The organism is Cytobacillus kochii, assembly GCF_044790165.1.
Lineage (GTDB): Bacteria > Bacillota > Bacilli > Bacillales > Cytobacillaceae > Cytobacillus > Cytobacillus kochii.
Map to the genome: position 1 here is coordinate 2,002,367 of NZ_CP085254.1, position 18,567 is coordinate 2,020,933.

The following is an 18,567-nucleotide window of genomic DNA, read 5'->3' on the forward strand; positions in this document are numbered from 1 at the left end:
ACTCATCTACTAATGTAAACCAATTCCTTAAGGGGGAGCAAAATGAAAAAACGTAAACTTGGATTAGTACTTTCTTTTGCACTAGCAGCAGGTACCATTTTAGGAGCATGTGGTTCTTCAGAAGAAAACGAAAAAGGATCAAGTTCAGAAGGCAACAAAGAAGAGTCATTCACGGTTGCAATGGTAACAGATGTTGGTGGCGTAGATGATAAATCATTTAACCAATCTGCATGGGAAGGGATTAAAGCTTTTGGTGAAGACAATGGCTTAGAAGAAGGTAAAGGTGGATACACTTACCTTCAATCCCAATCTGATGCTGATTATGCAACAAATTTAAATAACTTAACTCGTCAAAAATTCAATTTAGTGTTTGGTGTTGGAGCGATGATGCATGATGCGATTGCTGAAATTGCCGAACAACAAAAAGATAGCCAATTTTCAATTATTGATTCAGAAGTAGAGGCAGATAATGTAGCTAGCATTATGTTTAAAGAACAAGAATCAGGTTTCTTAGCTGGTGTCGTTGCTGCAAATGCAACAAAAGGGGATACAGTTGGTTTTATCGGCGGGATGGAGCTCCCTGTTATTGAACGCTTTGAAGCAGGGTTTATTGCAGGTGTTAGAGCTGTAAATCCAGATATTAAAGTAGAAAGCAATTACTCAGGTGCATTTGACAAAGCAGAGCTTGGTCAATCGATTGCCTCTAAGATGTATGCTTCTGGCATTGATGTCATCTTCCATGCGGCTGGTGGAACAGGTAATGGATTATTCAAAGAAGCACGTGACTTAAAAGGAAAAGATCCAGAGAGAGAACTTTGGGCAATTGGTGTTGACGCAGACCAATCAGCAGAAGGGGTAGTCGGAGATCATAATATTATCCTTACATCTGCTATGAAACGTGTAGACGTTGCTGTACAAGATATCGCTACTAAAGCAAAAGATGGGAACTTCCCTGGTGGCGAAACTACTGTTTACGGTTTAAATGAAGATGGTGTGACTTTGGCACCAATTAACGAAGAGTTCGCTGGCAAAGCGGAAGTTGAAACACAAGTAAACGAATGGATTGAAAAAATTAAGAGTGGAGAAGTTACTCCTCCTCAATCAGTAGAAGAAGCGAAGGCATTTACAGCAGAGTAATGAGGAAAGGAATAAGGGACTTGAAATCTCTTATTCCTTTTTAACTTAAAAGGTTAATTGAAAAGAATAATAAGTACACAAATTATCCTTTTCAATTAGGTTTTTAAAAATAAGCCTAAAATTTCATTCATGGATGTTCAATCAATCATAAATAAAAAGCGAGGTCTGACCTCTAACTACATAAGGGTAAGGAGTGGAGAGGGTGGAATATGTTATTGAAATGCTCAATATTCGTAAAGAGTTTCCGGGTATTGTAGCGAATAATAATATCACACTTCAAGTTAAACCAGGAGAAATTCATGCGCTCCTCGGAGAAAATGGTGCAGGAAAATCAACGTTAATGAATGTTTTATTTGGTCTTTATCAACCTGAAAAAGGGGAGATTAAAGTCAGGGGAAACATTGAAAAAATCACGAATCCAAATGTCGCCAATGAGTTAGGTATTGGGATGGTTCATCAACATTTCATGTTAGTTGATAAATTCACAGTAACGGAAAATATTATTTTAGGCAAAGAGATCACTTCAAAAGGTAAAATTGATTTAAAAGAAGCGGAAAAAGTAGTTAGCGAAATTTCAAAAAAATATGGTTTATCGGTAGATCCAAAAGCAAAGATTGCAGATATTTCCGTAGGAATGCAACAGCGAGTTGAAATTTTAAAAACACTTTATCGAGGAGCAGATATCCTAATATTCGATGAACCTACAGCAGTGCTAACACCACAGGAGATTGCAGAGCTTATTCAAATAATGGGTAAGCTGATTAAAGAGGGTAAATCTATCATTCTAATTACTCATAAACTAAAAGAAATTATGGAAGTATGTGACCGAGTAACGGTTATTCGTAAAGGTGAGGGAATCGGAACGTTAAATGTATCTGAAACAAATCCCGATGAATTAGCTAGTTTAATGGTTGGTAGGGAAGTCACGTTTAAAACTGAAAAAACAGAAGCTAAGCCGAAAGAAGCGTCATTAGAAATACAATCACTTACAGTAAAAGATTCCCGCAATATCGCAGTGGTAGACAATTTAAACTTAACAGTCAGAAAAGGGGAAATTGTCGGTATTGCAGGTGTAGATGGTAATGGACAAACAGAATTGGTAGAAGCAATTGCAGGATTAAGAAAAGTAGATGAAGGGTCAATTCTGTTAAACAATAAAGAAATTACTAAATTAAATACAAGAAAAGTAACTGAATCAGGTATTGGACATATACCGCAAGATCGCCATAAACATGGCTTAGTATTAGATTTTACAATTGGTGAAAATATGGTACTACAAACCTATTACCAACAGCCTTATTCGAAAACAGGTTTGATGAATAAGAAAGCGATTTATGACCAAGCAAATAGATTAATAGAAGAATATGATGTACGAACACCAAGTGAATATACACCAGCTCGCGCTCTTTCTGGAGGTAATCAGCAAAAAGCGATTATCGGCAGAGAGGTAGATCGTAATCCAGATTTATTAATTGCCTCACAACCGACAAGGGGGCTTGACGTGGGTGCAATTGAATTCATCCATCGCAAGTTAATTGACCAAAGAGATCAAGGTAAGGCCGTGCTGTTAGTTTCTTTTGAAATGGACGAAATCATGAATGTGAGTGACCGTATTGCTGTTATTTTTGAAGGGAAAATCATTGCAATGGTTGATCCCAAGGAAACGACAGAGCAAGAGTTGGGCTTATTAATGGCCGGTTCAACGAAGAAAAAGGTAGGTGATGGAAATGTCTAACCGTATGCAGAATATATTAATACCGATCATTGCCGTGCTACTTGGTATCATTGTCGGGACTATTTTAATGATTGTAACAGGTTATGATGCTATTGCAGGATTTATAGCTCTTTGGAATGGTGCATTTGGTGATGTTTATTTTTTCGGTGAAACCGTTAGACAAATCATCCCCTATATATTAGCTGGCCTTGCAGTTGCATTTGCTTTTAAAACAGGACTTTTTAACATCGGAGTTGAAGGACAATTAATTGTAGGTTGGTTAGCTGCTGTTTGGGTAGGTGTAGCTTTTGAACTACCGAAGATCATTCATTTACCTTTAGCTGTGCTAGCTGCTGCTTTAGCGGGAGCGATTTGGGCATTTATACCTGGGTTCTTAAAGGCGCAATATCGTGTTCATGAAGTTATTGTCACAATTATGTTGAATTATACAGCACTTCATATTACGAACTATATTATTCGAACAAAATTGTCAGAAGGTAGTGATAGTTCGGATCCAATTGCTGAAACAGCAAGTCTTCGTTCACCTTTATTAGAATCTTTAACAGATTACTCTCGTATGCACTGGGGAATTGTTATTGCCATTATTGCTGTTATTATTATGTGGTTTATTTTGGAGAAAACAACGAGAGGATTTGAGTTGAAGGCTGTTGGCTTAAATCAACATGCTTCAAATTATGCAGGCATGAATGTTAAAAAGAATATTATTCTTTCCATGGTGATATCCGGAGTTTTTGCTGGTTTAGCTGGTGCTATGGAAGGGCTTGGGACTTTCGGATATGCCGCTGTGAAAAGTGGATTTACTGGGGTCGGATTTGATGGTATCGCTGTAGCTTTATTAGGTGCTAATTCACCGATAGGTATTGTTTTGGCGGCGATTCTTTTCGGGAGCTTGAAGGTTGGTGCCCTTAATATGCCACTAGAAGCAGGCGTTCCGAACGAATTGGTTGATATTATTATTGCTTTAATTGTTTTCTTTGTGGCTTCAAGTTATATGATTCGTTTACTCATAAGAAAGATTAATAAGAAGGGGGTGAAGTAAGTGGGTATCATGGAAATATTAATGATTATTGTGCCAACTACTTTACTTTGGGCAGCACCCCTTATTTTCACCGCGTTAGGTGGAACTTTCTCAGAACGTTCAGGTGTAATTAATATTGGATTAGAAGGATTAATGGTAATTGGTGCTTTTACAGCAATTGTCTTCAATTTATCGTTTGCCGATGTATTAGGGGCATGGACCCCTTGGGTTTCACTATTAGTAGCCATGCTTGCTGGAGTTATTTTTTCAGCTATTCATGCGGTCGCATCCATCACTTTTAGAGCGGATCAAACCGTTTCTGGTGTCGCAATCAATCTGTTAGCAGTAGGGGTTACCTTATTTCTAGTAAAATTTATTTATGATAAAGGGCAAACAGATATCATTCAAGAGAGCTTCAGTAAAATAGATATTCCGCTTTTAAGTGATATCCCGTTTATTGGCCCGATATTCTTTTCTAATACGTATTACACTTCGTTTGTAGCAATCATTTTCGCTGTGGTTGCTTGGTATGTCATTTATAAGACAAAATTTGGTCTCAGATTACGGTCCGTTGGCGAACATCCGATGGCCGCAGATACAATGGGGATTAATGTGACAAAAATGCGCTATTATGGCGTATTACTTTCGGGAGCGCTAGGTGGTATAGGTGGCGGTGTATATGCCCAAGCGATCTCTTCTGATTTTGGTCATGCGACAATTAGTGGACAAGGATTTATGGCATTAGCTGCAATGATATTTGGGAAATGGCATCCGTTAGGAGCAATGGGTGCAGCGATATTCTTTGGCTTTGCCCAAAGTTTGAGTATTATTGGTTCTAGCTTACCGCTATTAGAGAATATCCCAAATGTCTATCTACTTGTTGCACCATATGTATTAACGATTATAGCACTCACTGGATTTATAGGTAGAGCAGATGCGCCAAAAGCATCTGGGGTACCGTATGTAAAAGGGAATAGATAATAAGTAAAGTCTCGGGAGATTAGCCCTGAGACTTTTATTTTACTTATTTTCTCCTATAGATGACTGCAAGATTAGCATAGGATGGTTATTAACGTATATAATAGAAAATATTGTTTTCTTTTCATACATATACTAAAAAGATGACAAAATAGGAAGTAGAGAGATGCAAATAGGATGTTTTAAGGTAAAAAGGAATAAGGAGGTTTATTAATGAATATTACAACAGAAACAGTTAAAGAAATTGATGGTGTTAAGCTCCATCAAATTAAAACAGATAAATATAAAACCAATACGATTGTTTGGAAAATGAAAGCGCCTTTAAGTAAAGATACTGTTACACTAAGGGCTTTATTACCGCATGTGTTAGAAAGTAGTAGCGCTGCTTATCCTACCACGGCTAAGCTGAGGGCATACTTAGATGAGCTTTATGGCGCTTCCTTATATGTGGACCTCTCAAAAAAAGGGGAGTACCACATTATTTCCATGACTATTGAAATGGCAAATGAAAAATTTCTATCTGATCAGACTCCACTACTTAGAAAAGCTTTTGAATTACTTTCAGAGCTTTTACTCCATCCATTATCTAATAATGGAGCTTTTGACCGAGAGGTGGTTGAAAGTGAGAAAAGAACATTAAAGCAACGGATACAAGCAGTTAATGATGATAAAATGAGATATGCCAATTTACGTCTTGTACAAGAAATGTGTAAAGATGAAGCCTATGCGCTCCATGTACACGGTGAATTAGATGATTTACCATTAATTACAGAATCGTCTCTTTATCATTATTACGAAAAGGCTCTAGCTGAAGATGAGCTTGATTTATATATGATTGGTGATATTGATACAAATGAAGTTGAACAATATGTTCGTGAATTATTACCTTTAAAAACTCGACCTATTAAAGAAGCCTCAATGGCAAGAGCAAACGATTTGATTGAGCCAGAAACGATTAAGGAAGAGCAGGATGTGAAACAAGCTAAATTAAATATTGGTTATCGTACGGGTATCACTTATGGTGATCCTGAATATAGTGCGTTACAAATATTTAACGGAATTTTTGGCGGATTCTCACACTCAAAATTATTTATTAATGTAAGAGAAAAAGCTTCTCTAGCCTATTATGTCGCCAGTCGTTTAGAAAGTCACAAAGGTTTATTGATGGTGATGTCTGGAATTGACAACAACAGCTATGGGCAAGCAACTTCTATTATTGAAGAACAATTAGAGGAAATGCAGAAGGGTGCCTTTACAGAAGAGGAGATTACGCAGACAAAAGCGGTCATTCAGAACCAAATGTTGGAAACGATGGATACAGCAAGAGGTGTCGCAGAAGTGCTCTATCATAATATCGTTTCTCAACAAAAAATGGACTTAACTGAATGGATGAATGGAATGGAAGCAGTGACAAAGGAAGACATTATAACTGTAGCTAAGAAAGTTCAGCTTGATACAATTTACTTTCTTCATGGAAAAGAGGTGCAAAAATAATGGAACAAATCGCATTTGATCAGCTTCAAGAAAAACTTTATTATGAAAAAATGGCCAATGGTTTAGATGTCTATGTCCTACCGAAAAATGGTTTTAATAAGACTTTTGCAACATTTACGACAAAATACGGATCGATCGATAATCACTTTGTCCCGCTTGATAAAAATGAACCAGTTAAAGTACCAGACGGCATCGCCCATTTCTTAGAGCATAAAATGTTTGAAAAAGAAGATGGAGATGTGTTTCAACAATTTAGTCGCCAAGGTGCATCTGCCAATGCATTTACTTCATTTACTCGCACGGCCTATCTTTTTTCAAGTACTTCAAACGTTCAAGAGAATTTAACTACATTGATTGACTTTGTCCAAGACCCTTATTTTACTAAGGAAACGGTAGAAAAAGAAAAAGGCATTATCGGACAAGAGATTACAATGTATGATGATAATCCTGACTGGCGTCTATATTATGGTCTAATAGCAAACCTATATCATCATCACCCTGTGAAAATCGATATTGCGGGAACGATTGAAAGTATCTCTCACATTACAAAGGATATGCTGTATGAATGTTATCATACTTTTTATCACCCAAGTAATATGTTGCTTTTTGTAGTGGGTCCAGTTGACCCAGAAGCTATAATTGCTCAAGTAAGGGAAAATCAGGCTAGTAAAAGTTATAGCGAGCAGCCTGCAATTGATAGAATCTTTGATCAAGAGCCGCAAACGGTTGCTGAAACGATAAGTACATTAAGAATGAATGTGCAAACCCCGAAATGTATGGTGGGCATTAAAACAAACGATGCCAGCCAGCAAGGGGCGGAGATGCTTAAAAAAGAACTAAGCCTAAATGTTATGTTAGATTTGTTATTTGGAAAAAGTGGGCAACATTACAATGATCTCTATCGTGAAGGTTTAATCGATGATACTTTCTCTTACGATTACTCCCAAGAATCTGGGTTTGGCTTTGCTATGATTGGCGGAGATACAAGTGACCCAAATAAACTTGCTGAAAAAGTAAAAGAGATTTTATTGCAGTCTACGAATGGTGCAAATTGGGATGAAGCAGCACTTCAACGCTCAATCAAGAAGAAGATTGGTGGGTTTTTAAGGGCACTTAACTCTCCTGAATATATAGCCAATCAATTTACTCGTTACTCATTCAATGATATGGACCTCTTTCAAATTGTTCCTTTTCTTGAAAAGTTAACGTTGGATGATATTAATGAAGCGGCAAAAGAATTAATTTCTGAGGAAAGAATGTCTGTGTGCCAAGTTTTACCAAAATAAATGTGCTAGCCCCGTTTTAGGTGGGCTAGCTTGATTTATGTATTTGTTTTTTGGAGGAAAAAAATGAAGAAATTTGTATTAATAACGGGAGCTAGTGGAGATATTGGCGAAGCAATTGCACAGGTATTAGCGAAAGAAGGTTATTCCCTTTATTTGCATTACAACAAAAATCAATCTCGTATTGATCAGTTAATGGCTACTTTGAATACTTATGGCGGTGAATATATCGCTATTTCTGCTGATTTAACCTCACCTGAAGGATATCAAAAAATTGTTAGAAACATTTTTTCACTTGATGCGATCATTCATTGCAGCGGTCATGCTTATTATGGTCTACTAACTGACATGACAGATGTTGATGTCCAACATTTAATGAACGTACACGTCTTAAACCCGATTTTATTAACGAGAGCATTAATGCCAAAACTTGTAACAAAACAACGAGGAAATATACAGTTTATTTCTTCGATATGGGGACAAACAGGCTCTGCCTGTGAAACGGTCTATTCAGCTGTAAAAGGAGCACAGATTAGCTTTGTGAAGGCATTGAGTAAAGAAGTCGCTTATAGCGGTATACGGGTAAATGCAATTGCTCCAGGTGCCATTGAGTCAAAGATGATGTCCTCCTTTAACGACATGGAAATGGAAGATATTAAGAATGATATTCCCATCGGTCGGTTCGGTCATCCAAGTGAAGTAGCTCATGCTTGTGCATTTTTATTATCTGACGCCTCTTCTTATATAACTGGCCAAACCATAAGTGTCAATGGTGGCTGGTATACATAAAGAATGAATAATTTATTTCTCCTCGTTGCATGATAATATTGTACGTTCTAATATTTTGCATTTGCACCATCTACCTGTTGAGGCAAATGTCTATAACGAGGAGGAAATACCATGTCTGTACTAGATAATTGGCAACAATGGAAAGATTTTTTAGGTGAGCGTTTAGAACAAGGTCAAGATCAAGGGATGAATCAATCTACGGTAAGTGAAATTGCTTATCAAATTGGAGATTATCTTGCTGGATCAGTAGAGCCAAAAAACGACCAAGAGAAAATTCTTGCTGATCTTTGGTCTGTCGCAAGTGAGGAAGAACAACATGCGATTGCTAATTTAGTTGTGAAATTAGTACAAAAATAATTAGCAGGTATGGGAAAAGCAATGAAGGTGTATATGCCTTTAATTGCTTTTTTCTTATTTTACATATATTTTTACAAACGAAAAGGATTTTCCTTTCATATTAGTGGAAAATCATATATTATAGAACCTAGATTTAATTAAAAATAAATTAATATTGTGTAATAAGAATATCTGGAACTGTAGGCGAATAAGGAGTGTTTTAGGTGGAGAAAAAAGAATGGTATTTCGAATATGAAATCCAAAAAAACAGACCTGGATTACTCGGAGATATTTCATCATTGTTAGGGATGCTTTCCATCAACATTATTACCATTAATGGAGTTGATCAAGGTAGACGTGGAATGCTGATTCTTGCTAAAGATGATGACCAAATCGTTCGATTGGAATCAATATTAAAGACGATGGATACGATTAAGCTCATTAAACTAAGAGAGCCAAAGCTTCGCGATCGGCTGGCTGTGAGACATGGGAGATACATACAGAGAGACGCAGATGATAAGAAGACTTTTCGATTTGTCAGAGATGAGCTCGGTCTTTTAGTAGACTTTATGGCAGAATTATTTAAGAAGGAAGGCCATAAATTAATTGGTATTCGTGGCATGCCTAGGGTCGGGAAAACAGAATCTATTGTTGCATCAAGTGTTTGTGCGAATAAACGATGGCTGTTTGTTTCGTCAACGTTGCTTAAACAAACGATTCGCAATCAATTAATTGAAGATGAGTATAGCGATGATAATTTATTTATCATTGATGGGATCGTCTCGACAAAAAGAGCAAATGAACGTCATTGGCAACTTGTGAGAGAGATAATGAGACTCCCAGCTATTAAAGTAATTGAACATCCTGATGTTTTTGTGCAAAATTCAGAATATACTTTGGATGATTTTGATTATATTATCGAGCTTCGTCACGACCATGATGAAGATATCGTCTATGATGTAGTCGAACGTAACAATCATAATATGTTCTCCGATACAGGCTTCGGAGGTTTTGATTTTTAGTAATGTTGGAAGGTGTTAGTTTTGACAGAATTAGGTAGTCGTTTGAAAGAAGCACGTTTACAAAAAGGGATGTCTCTTGATGAGTTACAGACAGTTACAAAAATACAGAAAAGATATTTAATCGGCATAGAAGAAGGTAATTACCGTATAATGCCGGGTAAATTTTATGTGCGTGCTTTCATTAAGCAATATGCAGAGGCAGTAGGCTTAAATCATGAAGAGTTGTTAGATGAGTATAAAAGTGAAATTCCAGCAACAACCAATGAAGATATTCCAGAGAAACTTTCACGTGTGCAAACAAGTAAGAATATCTCTCCTTCAACTTCGAAGTTTTTAGATCTTTTACCAAAAGTTTTAATTATTGTCTTTATCATTGGTGTTCTTGCCGTCATTTATTATTTTGTTGAAAATAACGTGTCTAGTAGTGATAAGCAATCAAATGAAGACAATAATAACCCAGGTGCCATTGTTGAAAATAATATGCCTAAAGATGAGAAACAAAATGAAGATACTGCTTCTGAGGAAGAAAAAGACGATGCAGCAGATGAAAATACAGAAGAAGAGGAGAAACCTGTACAAGAGTTAAGTGTACAAGAATCCGCTGGTAAAAACACTGTATATGAATTGAAAAATACGGATACGTTTACACTATCTTTATTAGCAGAAGGTAAAAGCTGGGTAAGAGTGGCTAGTGCTGACAATGAAACCTTCTATGAAGAAACAATGGAAGAAGGCGTTGAAAAAGAGTTAGATTTAACAGATCAAAAAGAAGTACAAGTAATCATTGGAAATACAACTGCTACTGAAATTAAAATCAATGATGAGAAACTCGAATATGAAGTTTCACCATCAGAGTATGTAAACCAAAATATTACAATCCGTTTTACATCGCTTGGCGAATAGTCATCAACCATTGATGACTATTTTCGTGTTTAGCCCCCTGAGGTGGGAAATATAGTTAAATCCTAACATTGTATCGCAAATTTAGGCTTTATGACTTTTTTTTGATAAAATATGATCATCCCACCTAGGGAAGAATTACATAATTACCGGAGGGAACTTATGAATTTACCAAATAAGATAACGATTTCAAGGATATTGTTAATACCGATTTTCATTATTATTATGTACAACCCTTTCTCATGGGGAGACATGAATTTTATCGGTGTGACGCTCCCAATTGCCCATTTTGTTGGCGCGCTTATTTTTATATTCGCTTCCGTTACAGATTGGATTGATGGATATGTAGCGAGAAAATATCAATTAGTAACCAATTTAGGGAAATTTTTAGACCCTTTAGCAGATAAGTTATTAGTTTCCAGTGCATTAATCATCCTTGTAGAATTAGGGATGGCTCCCGCTTGGATTGTGATTATTATTATTAGTAGGGAGTTTGCAATAACCGGTCTTCGCCTGATTTTAGCAGGTGGTGGTGAGGTAGTTGCAGCGAATATGTTAGGTAAGATTAAAACTTGGACGCAAATTATAGCTGTTTCTGCGTTGTTGTTGCATAATACAATCTTCGCATTGATTTCATTTGACTTTGCAACATTTGCTCTATGGGTGAGCATGGTGTTTACTGTTTGGTCTGGCGTTGATTATTTTATTAAAAACAAACATGCCTTTACCAATTCAAAATAATAGGAGAGTGGTCATCATGAATGCTGAAATTATTGCCGTTGGCTCTGAGTTGTTATTAGGACAAATTAACAATACGAACGCCAAATTTTTATCACAGCAGTTAGCTGACCTTGGTGTGAATGTTTTTTATCATACGGTCGTCGGAGACAATGCGGGGCGGTTAGAGTCTGCTATAAAAATTGCTGAAAATAGAGCGGAACTCATTATTTTCACTGGTGGGCTTGGTCCGACAAAAGACGATTTAACAAAAGAAACCATTGCTAAGCATTTGCAAACAAATCTCGTAATGGATGATATAGCACTGGCGTCTATTGAAGAATATTTTAAACGGACGAATCGACCGATGACTGAAAATAATCGTAAGCAAGCCTTAGTGCTTTCTGGTGCGAAAGTACTTCCTAATGATTACGGTATGGCACCTGGTATGTTTTATCAGAAGGAAAATAAGCAATATATGCTTTTACCTGGGCCACCAAAAGAAATGGAACCGATGTTTTTGAAATACGGATTTTCCGCAATTAAATCACAAGCAGTAGAAGAAGCAGTTATCTCGTCGCGTGTCCTTAGATTCTTTGGCATTGGTGAAGCAATGCTAGAGGCGGAAATAGAAGATATACTTGATAACCAAACAAACCCGACGATTGCACCGTTAGCGGGAGATCATGAAGTTACATTGAGGTTGACAGCCAAACATCATAATCTTGATACGGCTATAACACTTTTGGAAGAGAAAGAGAAAGAAATTATGGCAGTAGTAGGAGAGTATTTTTACGGTTATGATGATACGTCGCTATTTAAAGAGCTCTCAAAAAGAATGCAGGAAAAGAAATTAACCCTGTCTGCTGCGGAAAGTTTAACTGGGGGCATGTTTCAAGAAACATTTACATCGATTCCTGGAGCTGGTGGGCTCATAAATGGTGGCGTCGTTTGTTATACAAATGAAGTAAAAGCTAAAGTACTAAATGTAAAGCAAGAGACAATTAAAAATGAAGGTGTTGTCAGTGCTACATGTGCAAAGGAACTTGCGGAAAATGTCGCCAAATTAATGGAAAGTGACATTGGTGTAAGCTTTACGGGTGTTGCCGGACCTGATGAATTAGAAGGCAACCCAGTCGGTACCGTTTATATAGGGATTTATCACGATGGTGAAGCAAGGGCTGAGAAGCTCAACCTTGGTGGGTCTCGCACATCAATCAGAAAGAGGTCATCTCTTTATGGCGCCTATTTTCTATTGAAATCCTTGGCGTAATGAGGTGTTTTAGATACTGAAGAAAGTAAGTAAGTAGTCGAAGAAATCCGGACAATGATTAACGTTGTTCGGATTTCTCACTTCTAAAGAAGCAATAGATGCTTGTTATGATCGGCCAGGGGGCAAATTTAGCTAAAGGAATAGTCGGAGATTAAAAGAAATTTGAAGGTTATACTGAGGAAGAGGTTTGATTATTGGATTTCTATCTGGCAAAACGATCATTTTTCCAAAAAAACCAACCGATAAAAAAAACGAATGGATGTTCGATTTTTTCCTCGACAAAGTCATAAAAAAAAGCTATAGTATAAATATGAAATCGCAAGACCTAATGATAAATTTATCATAGATAATCGAAATTTAAAGGAGGAAATAGCATGAGTGATCGTCAAGCAGCCTTAGATATGGCGTTGAAACAAATAGAAAAGCAGTTTGGTAAAGGCTCGATTATGAAGTTAGGAGAACAAGCAGAGCGTAAAATATCCACTATTCCAAGTGGTTCATTAGCTTTAGATACCGCTTTAGGAGTAGGTGGATATCCGAGAGGACGTATCATCGAAATTTACGGGCCTGAAAGTTCGGGTAAAACAACTGTTGCTCTGCACGCTATTGCTGAAGTACAAGCAGCAGGTGGACAAGCAGCATTTATCGATGCAGAGCATGCACTTGACCCTGTATATGCTCAGAACCTAGGGGTAAATATTGATGAGCTTCTTTTATCACAACCAGATACAGGGGAACAAGCCCTTGAAATAGCTGAAGCTTTAGTTCGAAGTGGTGCCGTTGATATTTTAGTTATTGACTCTGTAGCTGCTTTAGTACCAAAGGCAGAAATTGAAGGGGAAATGGGAGATTCTCACGTCGGTCTTCAAGCAAGATTAATGTCGCAGGCACTAAGGAAACTATCTGGTGCGATTAATAAATCCAAAACGATTGCGATCTTCATTAACCAAATTCGTGAAAAAGTAGGCGTTATGTTCGGTAACCCTGAAACAACACCAGGCGGTCGTGCATTAAAATTCTACTCAACGGTACGTTTAGAAGTGCGTAGAGCAGAAGCTTTAAAGCAAGGCAATGAGATTGTCGGTAATAAAACCAAAATTAAAATTGTAAAAAATAAAGTAGCTCCGCCTTTTAGAGTAGCGGAAGTTGATATCATGTATGGTGAAGGTGTATCAAAAGAAGGGGAAATTATTGATCTCGGATCAGAGATTGATATTGTACAAAAAAGTGGTTCTTGGTACTCCTATAATGATGAACGTTTAGGTCAAGGAAGAGAAAATGCAAAGCAATTCCTTAAAGAGAATACGGAAATTCGTTTGCAAATTCAAGAGAAAATCCGCGAGTACTATGGTTTAGACGTAGATAAATCTTCTAACAGCGATGATGAACAAGAGGAATTCGAACTCATCGATTAATAGAGAGAAAGCAGAGTACAGACTACTGTTGCTCTTGTTACTTCGAAAAGAGATATTCACAACTTATATATATAGTTGAATATCTCTTTTTGTATAGAAAAATCATGCAGTGAAAATCGTCATCTTCTTGGGCTCGTGATTATACATAATAACAGGCATTGTGGACTTATACTCTACCTTCAAGTACTTGACAATGAAATTCTGCGGCTTTACAATTAAAACTGTATAATTTACATTTTTTATATGTTAATTTGCATATTTGTTAAGGGAAGGTAGAAATTACCTTTTCAGAAGATATCTCTGTTGCAAATGGAGAATGCTTCCAAATAACTGTATTATTTGCAAACAATAAGAAGAATGAAAGCGTTGAAAAGCTTAAGTGCAGTATATTGTTAAAACGGTATACATGCCAACACTTTAAAAACGTAACAAAAAAGTTTATAGCAAGAGGAGGTGAAATGATGGAACTAGGTTATATCATCTCCATTTTGCTTGGCCTAATCGTTGCTGCTTTTGTTGGCTATTTCTTTCGAAAATCCGTTACGGAAGCAAAAATCGCTGGTGCCCGAGGAGCTGCTGATCAAATATTAGAAGATGCAAAACGTGAAGCAGAAGCTCTAAAGAAAGAGGCATTACTTGAAGCGAAGGATGAGAATCATAAGCTTCGCACAGAGGCGGAACGTGAAATTCGTGAACGTAGGAATGAACTGCAAAAACAAGAAAATCGTTTATTGCAAAAAGAAGAGAATCTAGACCGAAAAGATGAAACGCTAGATAAGCGTGAAGCGGTTTTGGAAAAAAGAGACGACTCTCTTGGCAAAAGACAACAGCATATTGAAGAGATGGAAAGCAAAGTGGACAAAATGGTACAGTCTCAGCAAACTGAACTGGAAAGAATCTCCGGGTTAACTCGTGAGGAAGCTAAATCCATCATTTTAGATCGTACTGAACAAGAGGTTGCACATGATATTGCCATCATGGTAAAAGAGAGTGAATCAAGGGCGAAGGAAGAAGCGGATAAGCGTGCGAAAGAAATCTTATCATTAGCGATTCAAAGATGTGCTGCGGACCATGTAGCTGAAACAACGGTCTCAGTTGTTAACTTGCCAAACGACGAAATGAAAGGTCGTATTATCGGTCGTGAAGGGCGTAATATCCGTACACTTGAAACGTTGACAGGTATTGATTTGATTATCGATGATACACCAGAAGCCGTTATTCTTTCAGGATTTGATCCTATCCGACGAGAAACTGCTCGTCTTGCACTTGATAAACTTGTACAGGATGGAAGAATTCATCCAGCTCGAATCGAGGAAATGGTGGACAAGGCCCGACGAGAAGTGGATGAGCATATTCGAGAGATTGGAGAGCAAACGACATTCGAAGTTGGTGTCCATGGTTTACATCCTGACTTGATCAAAATATTAGGTCGCCTAAAATTCCGTACAAGCTACGGTCAAAATGTATTGAAACACTCGATGGAAGTAGCGCAGTTGTCCGGTATGCTTGCTGCGGAATTAGGTCAAGATGAGACATTAGCTCGCCGAGCAGGATTATTACATGATGTTGGGAAAGCGATTGACCATGAAGTAGAAGGAAGCCATGTTGAAATTGGGGTTGAACTAGCGACGAAATATAAAGAACACCCAGTTGTCATTAATAGTATCGCTTCCCATCATGGTGACACGGAACCAACATCCATTATCGCTGTTTTAGTAGCTGCAGCTGATGCACTTTCTGCTGCAAGACCGGGGGCAAGAAGAGAAACGCTTGAGAATTATATTCGACGTTTAGAAAAGCTCGAAGAAATCTCAGAGTCATATGATGGTGTTGAAAAATCATTTGCTATTCAAGCGGGTCGTGAAATTCGCATTATGGTTAAACCGGAGCAAATTGATGATTTGGAAGCACACCGTCTTGCAAGAGATATAAGGAAGAAAATCGAAGAAGAACTCGATTATCCAGGTCATATAAAAGTAACGGTTATTAGGGAAACAAGAGCCGTAGAATATGCGAAATAAGAGCGATGCCTTTTAGGCATCGCTTCCTTTTTTGAAGGGTAAAAAATCTTAAAGAGCTAACAATCTAGCTTAGAGCTTGATTGGCGTATGTATGAATACAAGTATTTTTAGAAGGGGAATTTTATGAGAATTTTATTTGTAGGGGACGTTGTTGGATCATTAGGCCGTGAAATGGTAGAAGAGTATTTACCGAAGTTAAAGGAAAAGTATCGACCGCAAATAACCATTATTAATGGGGAGAACGCTGCTGGTGGTAGAGGAATTACCGAAAAAATATACAGGGAATTTTTATCTGCTGGGGCACAAGCGGTGACATTAGGTAATCACACATGGGATAATAAGGAAATATTTGATTTTATTGAGGAAGCAAAGTATTTAGTTAGGCCTGCTAATTTCCCTGATAATAATCCAGGGAAGGGTTTAGTTTATTTAAAATATAATAGTGAAGAAATAGCTGTTATCAATCTACAAGGTCGAACATTTATGCAACCAAGTGATTGCCCTTTTGAGAAGGCAGAGCAACTTATTGAAGAGGCAAAGCAAAGAACTCCGGTTATTTTCGTCGATTTTCATGGTGAAACAACAAGTGAGAAACAAGCGATGGGCTGGTATTTAGATGGTAAAGTGTCAGCAGTCATTGGCACTCATACACATGTGCAAACAGCAGATCAACGCATTCTGCCAAATGGGACAGCATTCATGAGTGACGTAGGTATGACTGGACCATACGATGGTATTCTTGGGATGGAAAGAGAAGCTGTATTAAAGCGGTTTATTACGAATATGCCGGTTCGTTTTGAAGTACCGAAAAGTGGCAGAGGAATATTGAGTGCCGTAACCATTGACATTGATATGAAAACAGGAAAAGCGAAGAAGATAGAAAGCGTTTTAATTAATGATGATCACCCATTTTATAGCTAAAAAAAACCTCCTCATTTTCTAATTTTTCTGGTCAAGCTGGAATATGTCTTTTTCATTATGAATATAGTAGCAGTGGAAACATTTATTGAAACCTGATGAACTCTTTAAAAAAAGAGCATTCAGGAGGGGGAAAAATGAGGAGGAGCTAGGAATGGAAATATTAAAAGTTTCAGCAAAATCTAATCCTAATTCTGTAGCTGGTGCGCTTGCTGGTGTTCTACGTGAAAGAGGAGCAGCAGAAATCCAGGCAATTGGTGCGGGTGCATTGAATCAAGCGGTTAAAGCAGTAGCAATCGCAAGAGGATTTGTAGCGCCTAGCGGTGTAGACTTAGTATGTATTCCTGCGTTTACAGATATTTTGATAGATGGGGAAGAGAGAACAGCTATAAAGCTGATCGTAGAACCTAGATAATGGCTGTCATTGTCCCATCAGAAAAAGTAAAAGCTCATTTGATTATCAAATGGGTTTTTTCTCTTTGTAGGACGAAAAAACAATAGAGAATGAATGAAATATTTTGTATATTTAAAGAATAAGGGAGTGAGAAAGTGAAGATAGTTGATGGTCATTGTGATGTATTAGCAAAAATGTTTTTGGACCCTTCCATTGAGTTTCAGTATTCGCAGCAGCTTCAGGCTAATCTTAATCGATTATTAGCCGGCGATGTGAAAGTCCAATTGTTTGCTATTTATGTACCAGAGAAAATTCATCCAGAATTAAAGTTTAACGCAGCACTACAAATGGTTGATATTTTTTATGAGAAAATAGTTAAACCTCATCCTCAAGTGAAGGTAATCCATTCGAGTGAAGATCTTCAAGGATTACAGGAAAATGAAATAGGGGCGGTTTTAACTCTAGAAGGCTGTGATGCAATCTACAATGATGAAGTGAAATTAAAAACGCTGTTAAGGTTAGGTGTAAAATCGGTCGGCTTAACTTGGAATTACGGAAACTTTGTTGCTGATGGTGTATTAGAGGAGAATGCAGGAGGACTATCACGATTTGGCAAAAAGGTTATAGATATATTAAATGAACGCAATATATTATGTGACGTGTCTCATATAGCAGAAAAAGGGTTCTGGGATGTAATGGATATAGCAAAGAGACCGTTTGCTTCACATTCTAATTGTCTTCATTATTGTTCACATCCAAGGAATTTAACCGATGATCAAATTCGAGCTCTTATTAAGAAAGATGGTTTGATTGGATTGACTTTTGTTAGAGAATTCTTAAATGAGCCACATAAAGCGTCAATCAATGATGTATTAAAACATATTGATCATATCTGCTCCCTTGGTGGAGAAAACCATATTGGCCTTGGTTCAGACTTTGATGGCACTGAACCACCACTAAGAGGACTTGAGCATGCGGGAGAATATCAATATTTGATTGACGCATTATTACAGCATTTTCCACACGATGTCGTAGAAAAGATTACCTATTATAATTTTAAAAATGTGTTATGTAGTAGATAAATAGATGAATTTTTCTAAACTATCTAAAAAAATAAACAAATCTATCAATTATTTA

General features: G+C 37.2%; 17 protein-coding genes. All 17 read left to right on the forward strand.

Translation table 11 applies throughout. The features are described from left to right. The first annotated feature begins 42 nt into the window (after positions 1-42). The 17 genes from LG276_RS10525 to LG276_RS10605 all read left to right on the forward strand — a co-directional run bounded on the left by LG276_RS10525 (position 43) and on the right by LG276_RS10605 (position 18,512). On the forward strand, positions 43-1,137 hold the full coding sequence (locus LG276_RS10525) for a BMP family protein (RefSeq protein WP_224938643.1): 1,095 nt from the start codon (positions 43-45) through the stop codon (positions 1,135-1,137). Positions 1,138-1,339: 202 nt separating this feature from the next. Next, entirely contained in the window at positions 1,340-2,872 is a 1,533-nt protein-coding gene (locus LG276_RS10530; protein ID WP_251161476.1) for an ABC transporter ATP-binding protein, read from the forward strand. After that, on the forward strand, positions 2,865-3,911 hold the full coding sequence (locus LG276_RS10535; protein ID WP_095369470.1) for an ABC transporter permease: 1,047 nt from the start codon (positions 2,865-2,867) through the stop codon (positions 3,909-3,911). The genes LG276_RS10530 and LG276_RS10535 overlap by 8 nt, the downstream gene beginning before the upstream one ends. Continuing rightward, a complete protein-coding gene (locus LG276_RS10540) occupies positions 3,912-4,871 on the forward strand; it encodes an ABC transporter permease (RefSeq protein ID WP_251161477.1) in 960 nt (319 codons plus the stop codon). 210 nt (positions 4,872-5,081) lie between these two features. Next, complete coding sequence (gene yfmF / locus LG276_RS10545; protein ID WP_251161478.1) at positions 5,082-6,362, forward strand: EF-P 5-aminopentanol modification-associated protein YfmF; 1,281 nt, start codon at positions 5,082-5,084, stop codon at positions 6,360-6,362. Next, positions 6,362-7,648 carry an EF-P 5-aminopentanol modification-associated protein YfmH gene (yfmH, locus tag LG276_RS10550; protein WP_224938647.1) on the forward strand — a complete coding sequence of 429 codons (1,287 nt, stop codon included), beginning with the start codon at positions 6,362-6,364 and terminating at the stop codon, positions 7,646-7,648. The genes yfmF and yfmH overlap by 1 nt, the downstream gene beginning before the upstream one ends. Before the next feature lie 63 nt (positions 7,649-7,711). Then, positions 7,712-8,434, forward strand: coding sequence for an elongation factor P 5-aminopentanone reductase (gene ymfI, locus LG276_RS10555; RefSeq protein WP_251161479.1), 723 nt, complete (start codon positions 7,712-7,714; stop codon positions 8,432-8,434). Positions 8,435-8,545: 111 nt separating this feature from the next. Further along, positions 8,546-8,791 carry a DUF3243 domain-containing protein gene (locus tag LG276_RS10560; protein ID WP_095369466.1) on the forward strand — a complete coding sequence of 82 codons (246 nt, stop codon included), beginning with the start codon at positions 8,546-8,548 and terminating at the stop codon, positions 8,789-8,791. Positions 8,792-8,994: 203 nt separating this feature from the next. Further along, on the forward strand, positions 8,995-9,792 hold the full coding sequence (locus LG276_RS10565) for a DUF3388 domain-containing protein (RefSeq protein WP_095369465.1): 798 nt from the start codon (positions 8,995-8,997) through the stop codon (positions 9,790-9,792). Positions 9,793-9,804: 12 nt separating this feature from the next. Next, on the forward strand, positions 9,805-10,695 hold the full coding sequence (locus tag LG276_RS10570) for a RodZ domain-containing protein (protein ID WP_251161480.1): 891 nt from the start codon (positions 9,805-9,807) through the stop codon (positions 10,693-10,695). 159 nt (positions 10,696-10,854) lie between these two features. Further along, complete coding sequence (gene pgsA / locus LG276_RS10575) at positions 10,855-11,433, forward strand: CDP-diacylglycerol--glycerol-3-phosphate 3-phosphatidyltransferase (protein WP_191812097.1); 579 nt, start codon at positions 10,855-10,857, stop codon at positions 11,431-11,433. A gap of 16 nt (positions 11,434-11,449) precedes the next feature. Continuing rightward, positions 11,450-12,682, forward strand: a complete 1,233-nt coding sequence (locus LG276_RS10580; RefSeq protein ID WP_251161481.1) for a competence/damage-inducible protein A — start codon at positions 11,450-11,452, stop codon at positions 12,680-12,682. Between the two features lie 374 nt (positions 12,683-13,056). Beyond that, positions 13,057-14,097: a recombinase RecA gene (gene recA / locus LG276_RS10585; protein WP_095369461.1), complete on the forward strand. Its 1,041-nt coding sequence runs from the start codon at positions 13,057-13,059 to the stop codon at positions 14,095-14,097. 461 nt (positions 14,098-14,558) lie between these two features. Then, positions 14,559-16,118, forward strand: coding sequence for a ribonuclease Y (rny, locus tag LG276_RS10590; RefSeq protein WP_095369460.1), 1,560 nt, complete (start codon positions 14,559-14,561; stop codon positions 16,116-16,118). Between the two features lie 123 nt (positions 16,119-16,241). After that, complete coding sequence (locus LG276_RS10595; protein WP_095369459.1) at positions 16,242-17,039, forward strand: TIGR00282 family metallophosphoesterase; 798 nt, start codon at positions 16,242-16,244, stop codon at positions 17,037-17,039. A gap of 151 nt (positions 17,040-17,190) precedes the next feature. Next, positions 17,191-17,451 (forward strand): stage V sporulation protein SpoVS, encoded by a 261-nt coding sequence (spoVS, locus tag LG276_RS10600; protein WP_095369458.1) that lies wholly within the window; start codon positions 17,191-17,193, stop codon positions 17,449-17,451. A 134-nt stretch (positions 17,452-17,585) separates the two neighbouring features. After that, positions 17,586-18,512, forward strand: a complete 927-nt coding sequence (locus tag LG276_RS10605; RefSeq protein ID WP_251161482.1) for a dipeptidase — start codon at positions 17,586-17,588, stop codon at positions 18,510-18,512. Positions 18,513-18,567 lie beyond the last annotated feature (55 nt).

Bases quoted from the DNA above. Each gene is read 5' to 3' on its own strand.
- LG276_RS10595 (WP_095369459.1), top strand. From the start codon at position 16,242: ATGAGAATTTTATTTGTAGGGGACGTTGTTGGATCATTAGGCCGTGAA.
- LG276_RS10535 (WP_095369470.1), top strand. From the start codon at position 2,865: ATGTCTAACCGTATGCAGAATATATTAATACCGATCATTGCCGTGCTA.
- spoVS (WP_095369458.1), top strand. From the start codon at position 17,191: ATGGAAATATTAAAAGTTTCAGCAAAATCTAATCCTAATTCTGTAGCT.
- ymfI (WP_251161479.1), top strand. From the start codon at position 7,712: ATGAAGAAATTTGTATTAATAACGGGAGCTAGTGGAGATATTGGCGAA.
- recA (WP_095369461.1), top strand. From the start codon at position 13,057: ATGAGTGATCGTCAAGCAGCCTTAGATATGGCGTTGAAACAAATAGAA.
- pgsA (WP_191812097.1), top strand. From the start codon at position 10,855: ATGAATTTACCAAATAAGATAACGATTTCAAGGATATTGTTAATACCG.
- LG276_RS10525 (WP_224938643.1), top strand. From the start codon at position 43: ATGAAAAAACGTAAACTTGGATTAGTACTTTCTTTTGCACTAGCAGCA.
- rny (WP_095369460.1), top strand. From the start codon at position 14,559: ATGGAACTAGGTTATATCATCTCCATTTTGCTTGGCCTAATCGTTGCT.
- yfmF (WP_251161478.1), top strand. From the start codon at position 5,082: ATGAATATTACAACAGAAACAGTTAAAGAAATTGATGGTGTTAAGCTC.
- LG276_RS10580 (WP_251161481.1), top strand. From the start codon at position 11,450: ATGAATGCTGAAATTATTGCCGTTGGCTCTGAGTTGTTATTAGGACAA.
- yfmH (WP_224938647.1), top strand. From the start codon at position 6,362: ATGGAACAAATCGCATTTGATCAGCTTCAAGAAAAACTTTATTATGAA.
- LG276_RS10560 (WP_095369466.1), top strand. From the start codon at position 8,546: ATGTCTGTACTAGATAATTGGCAACAATGGAAAGATTTTTTAGGTGAG.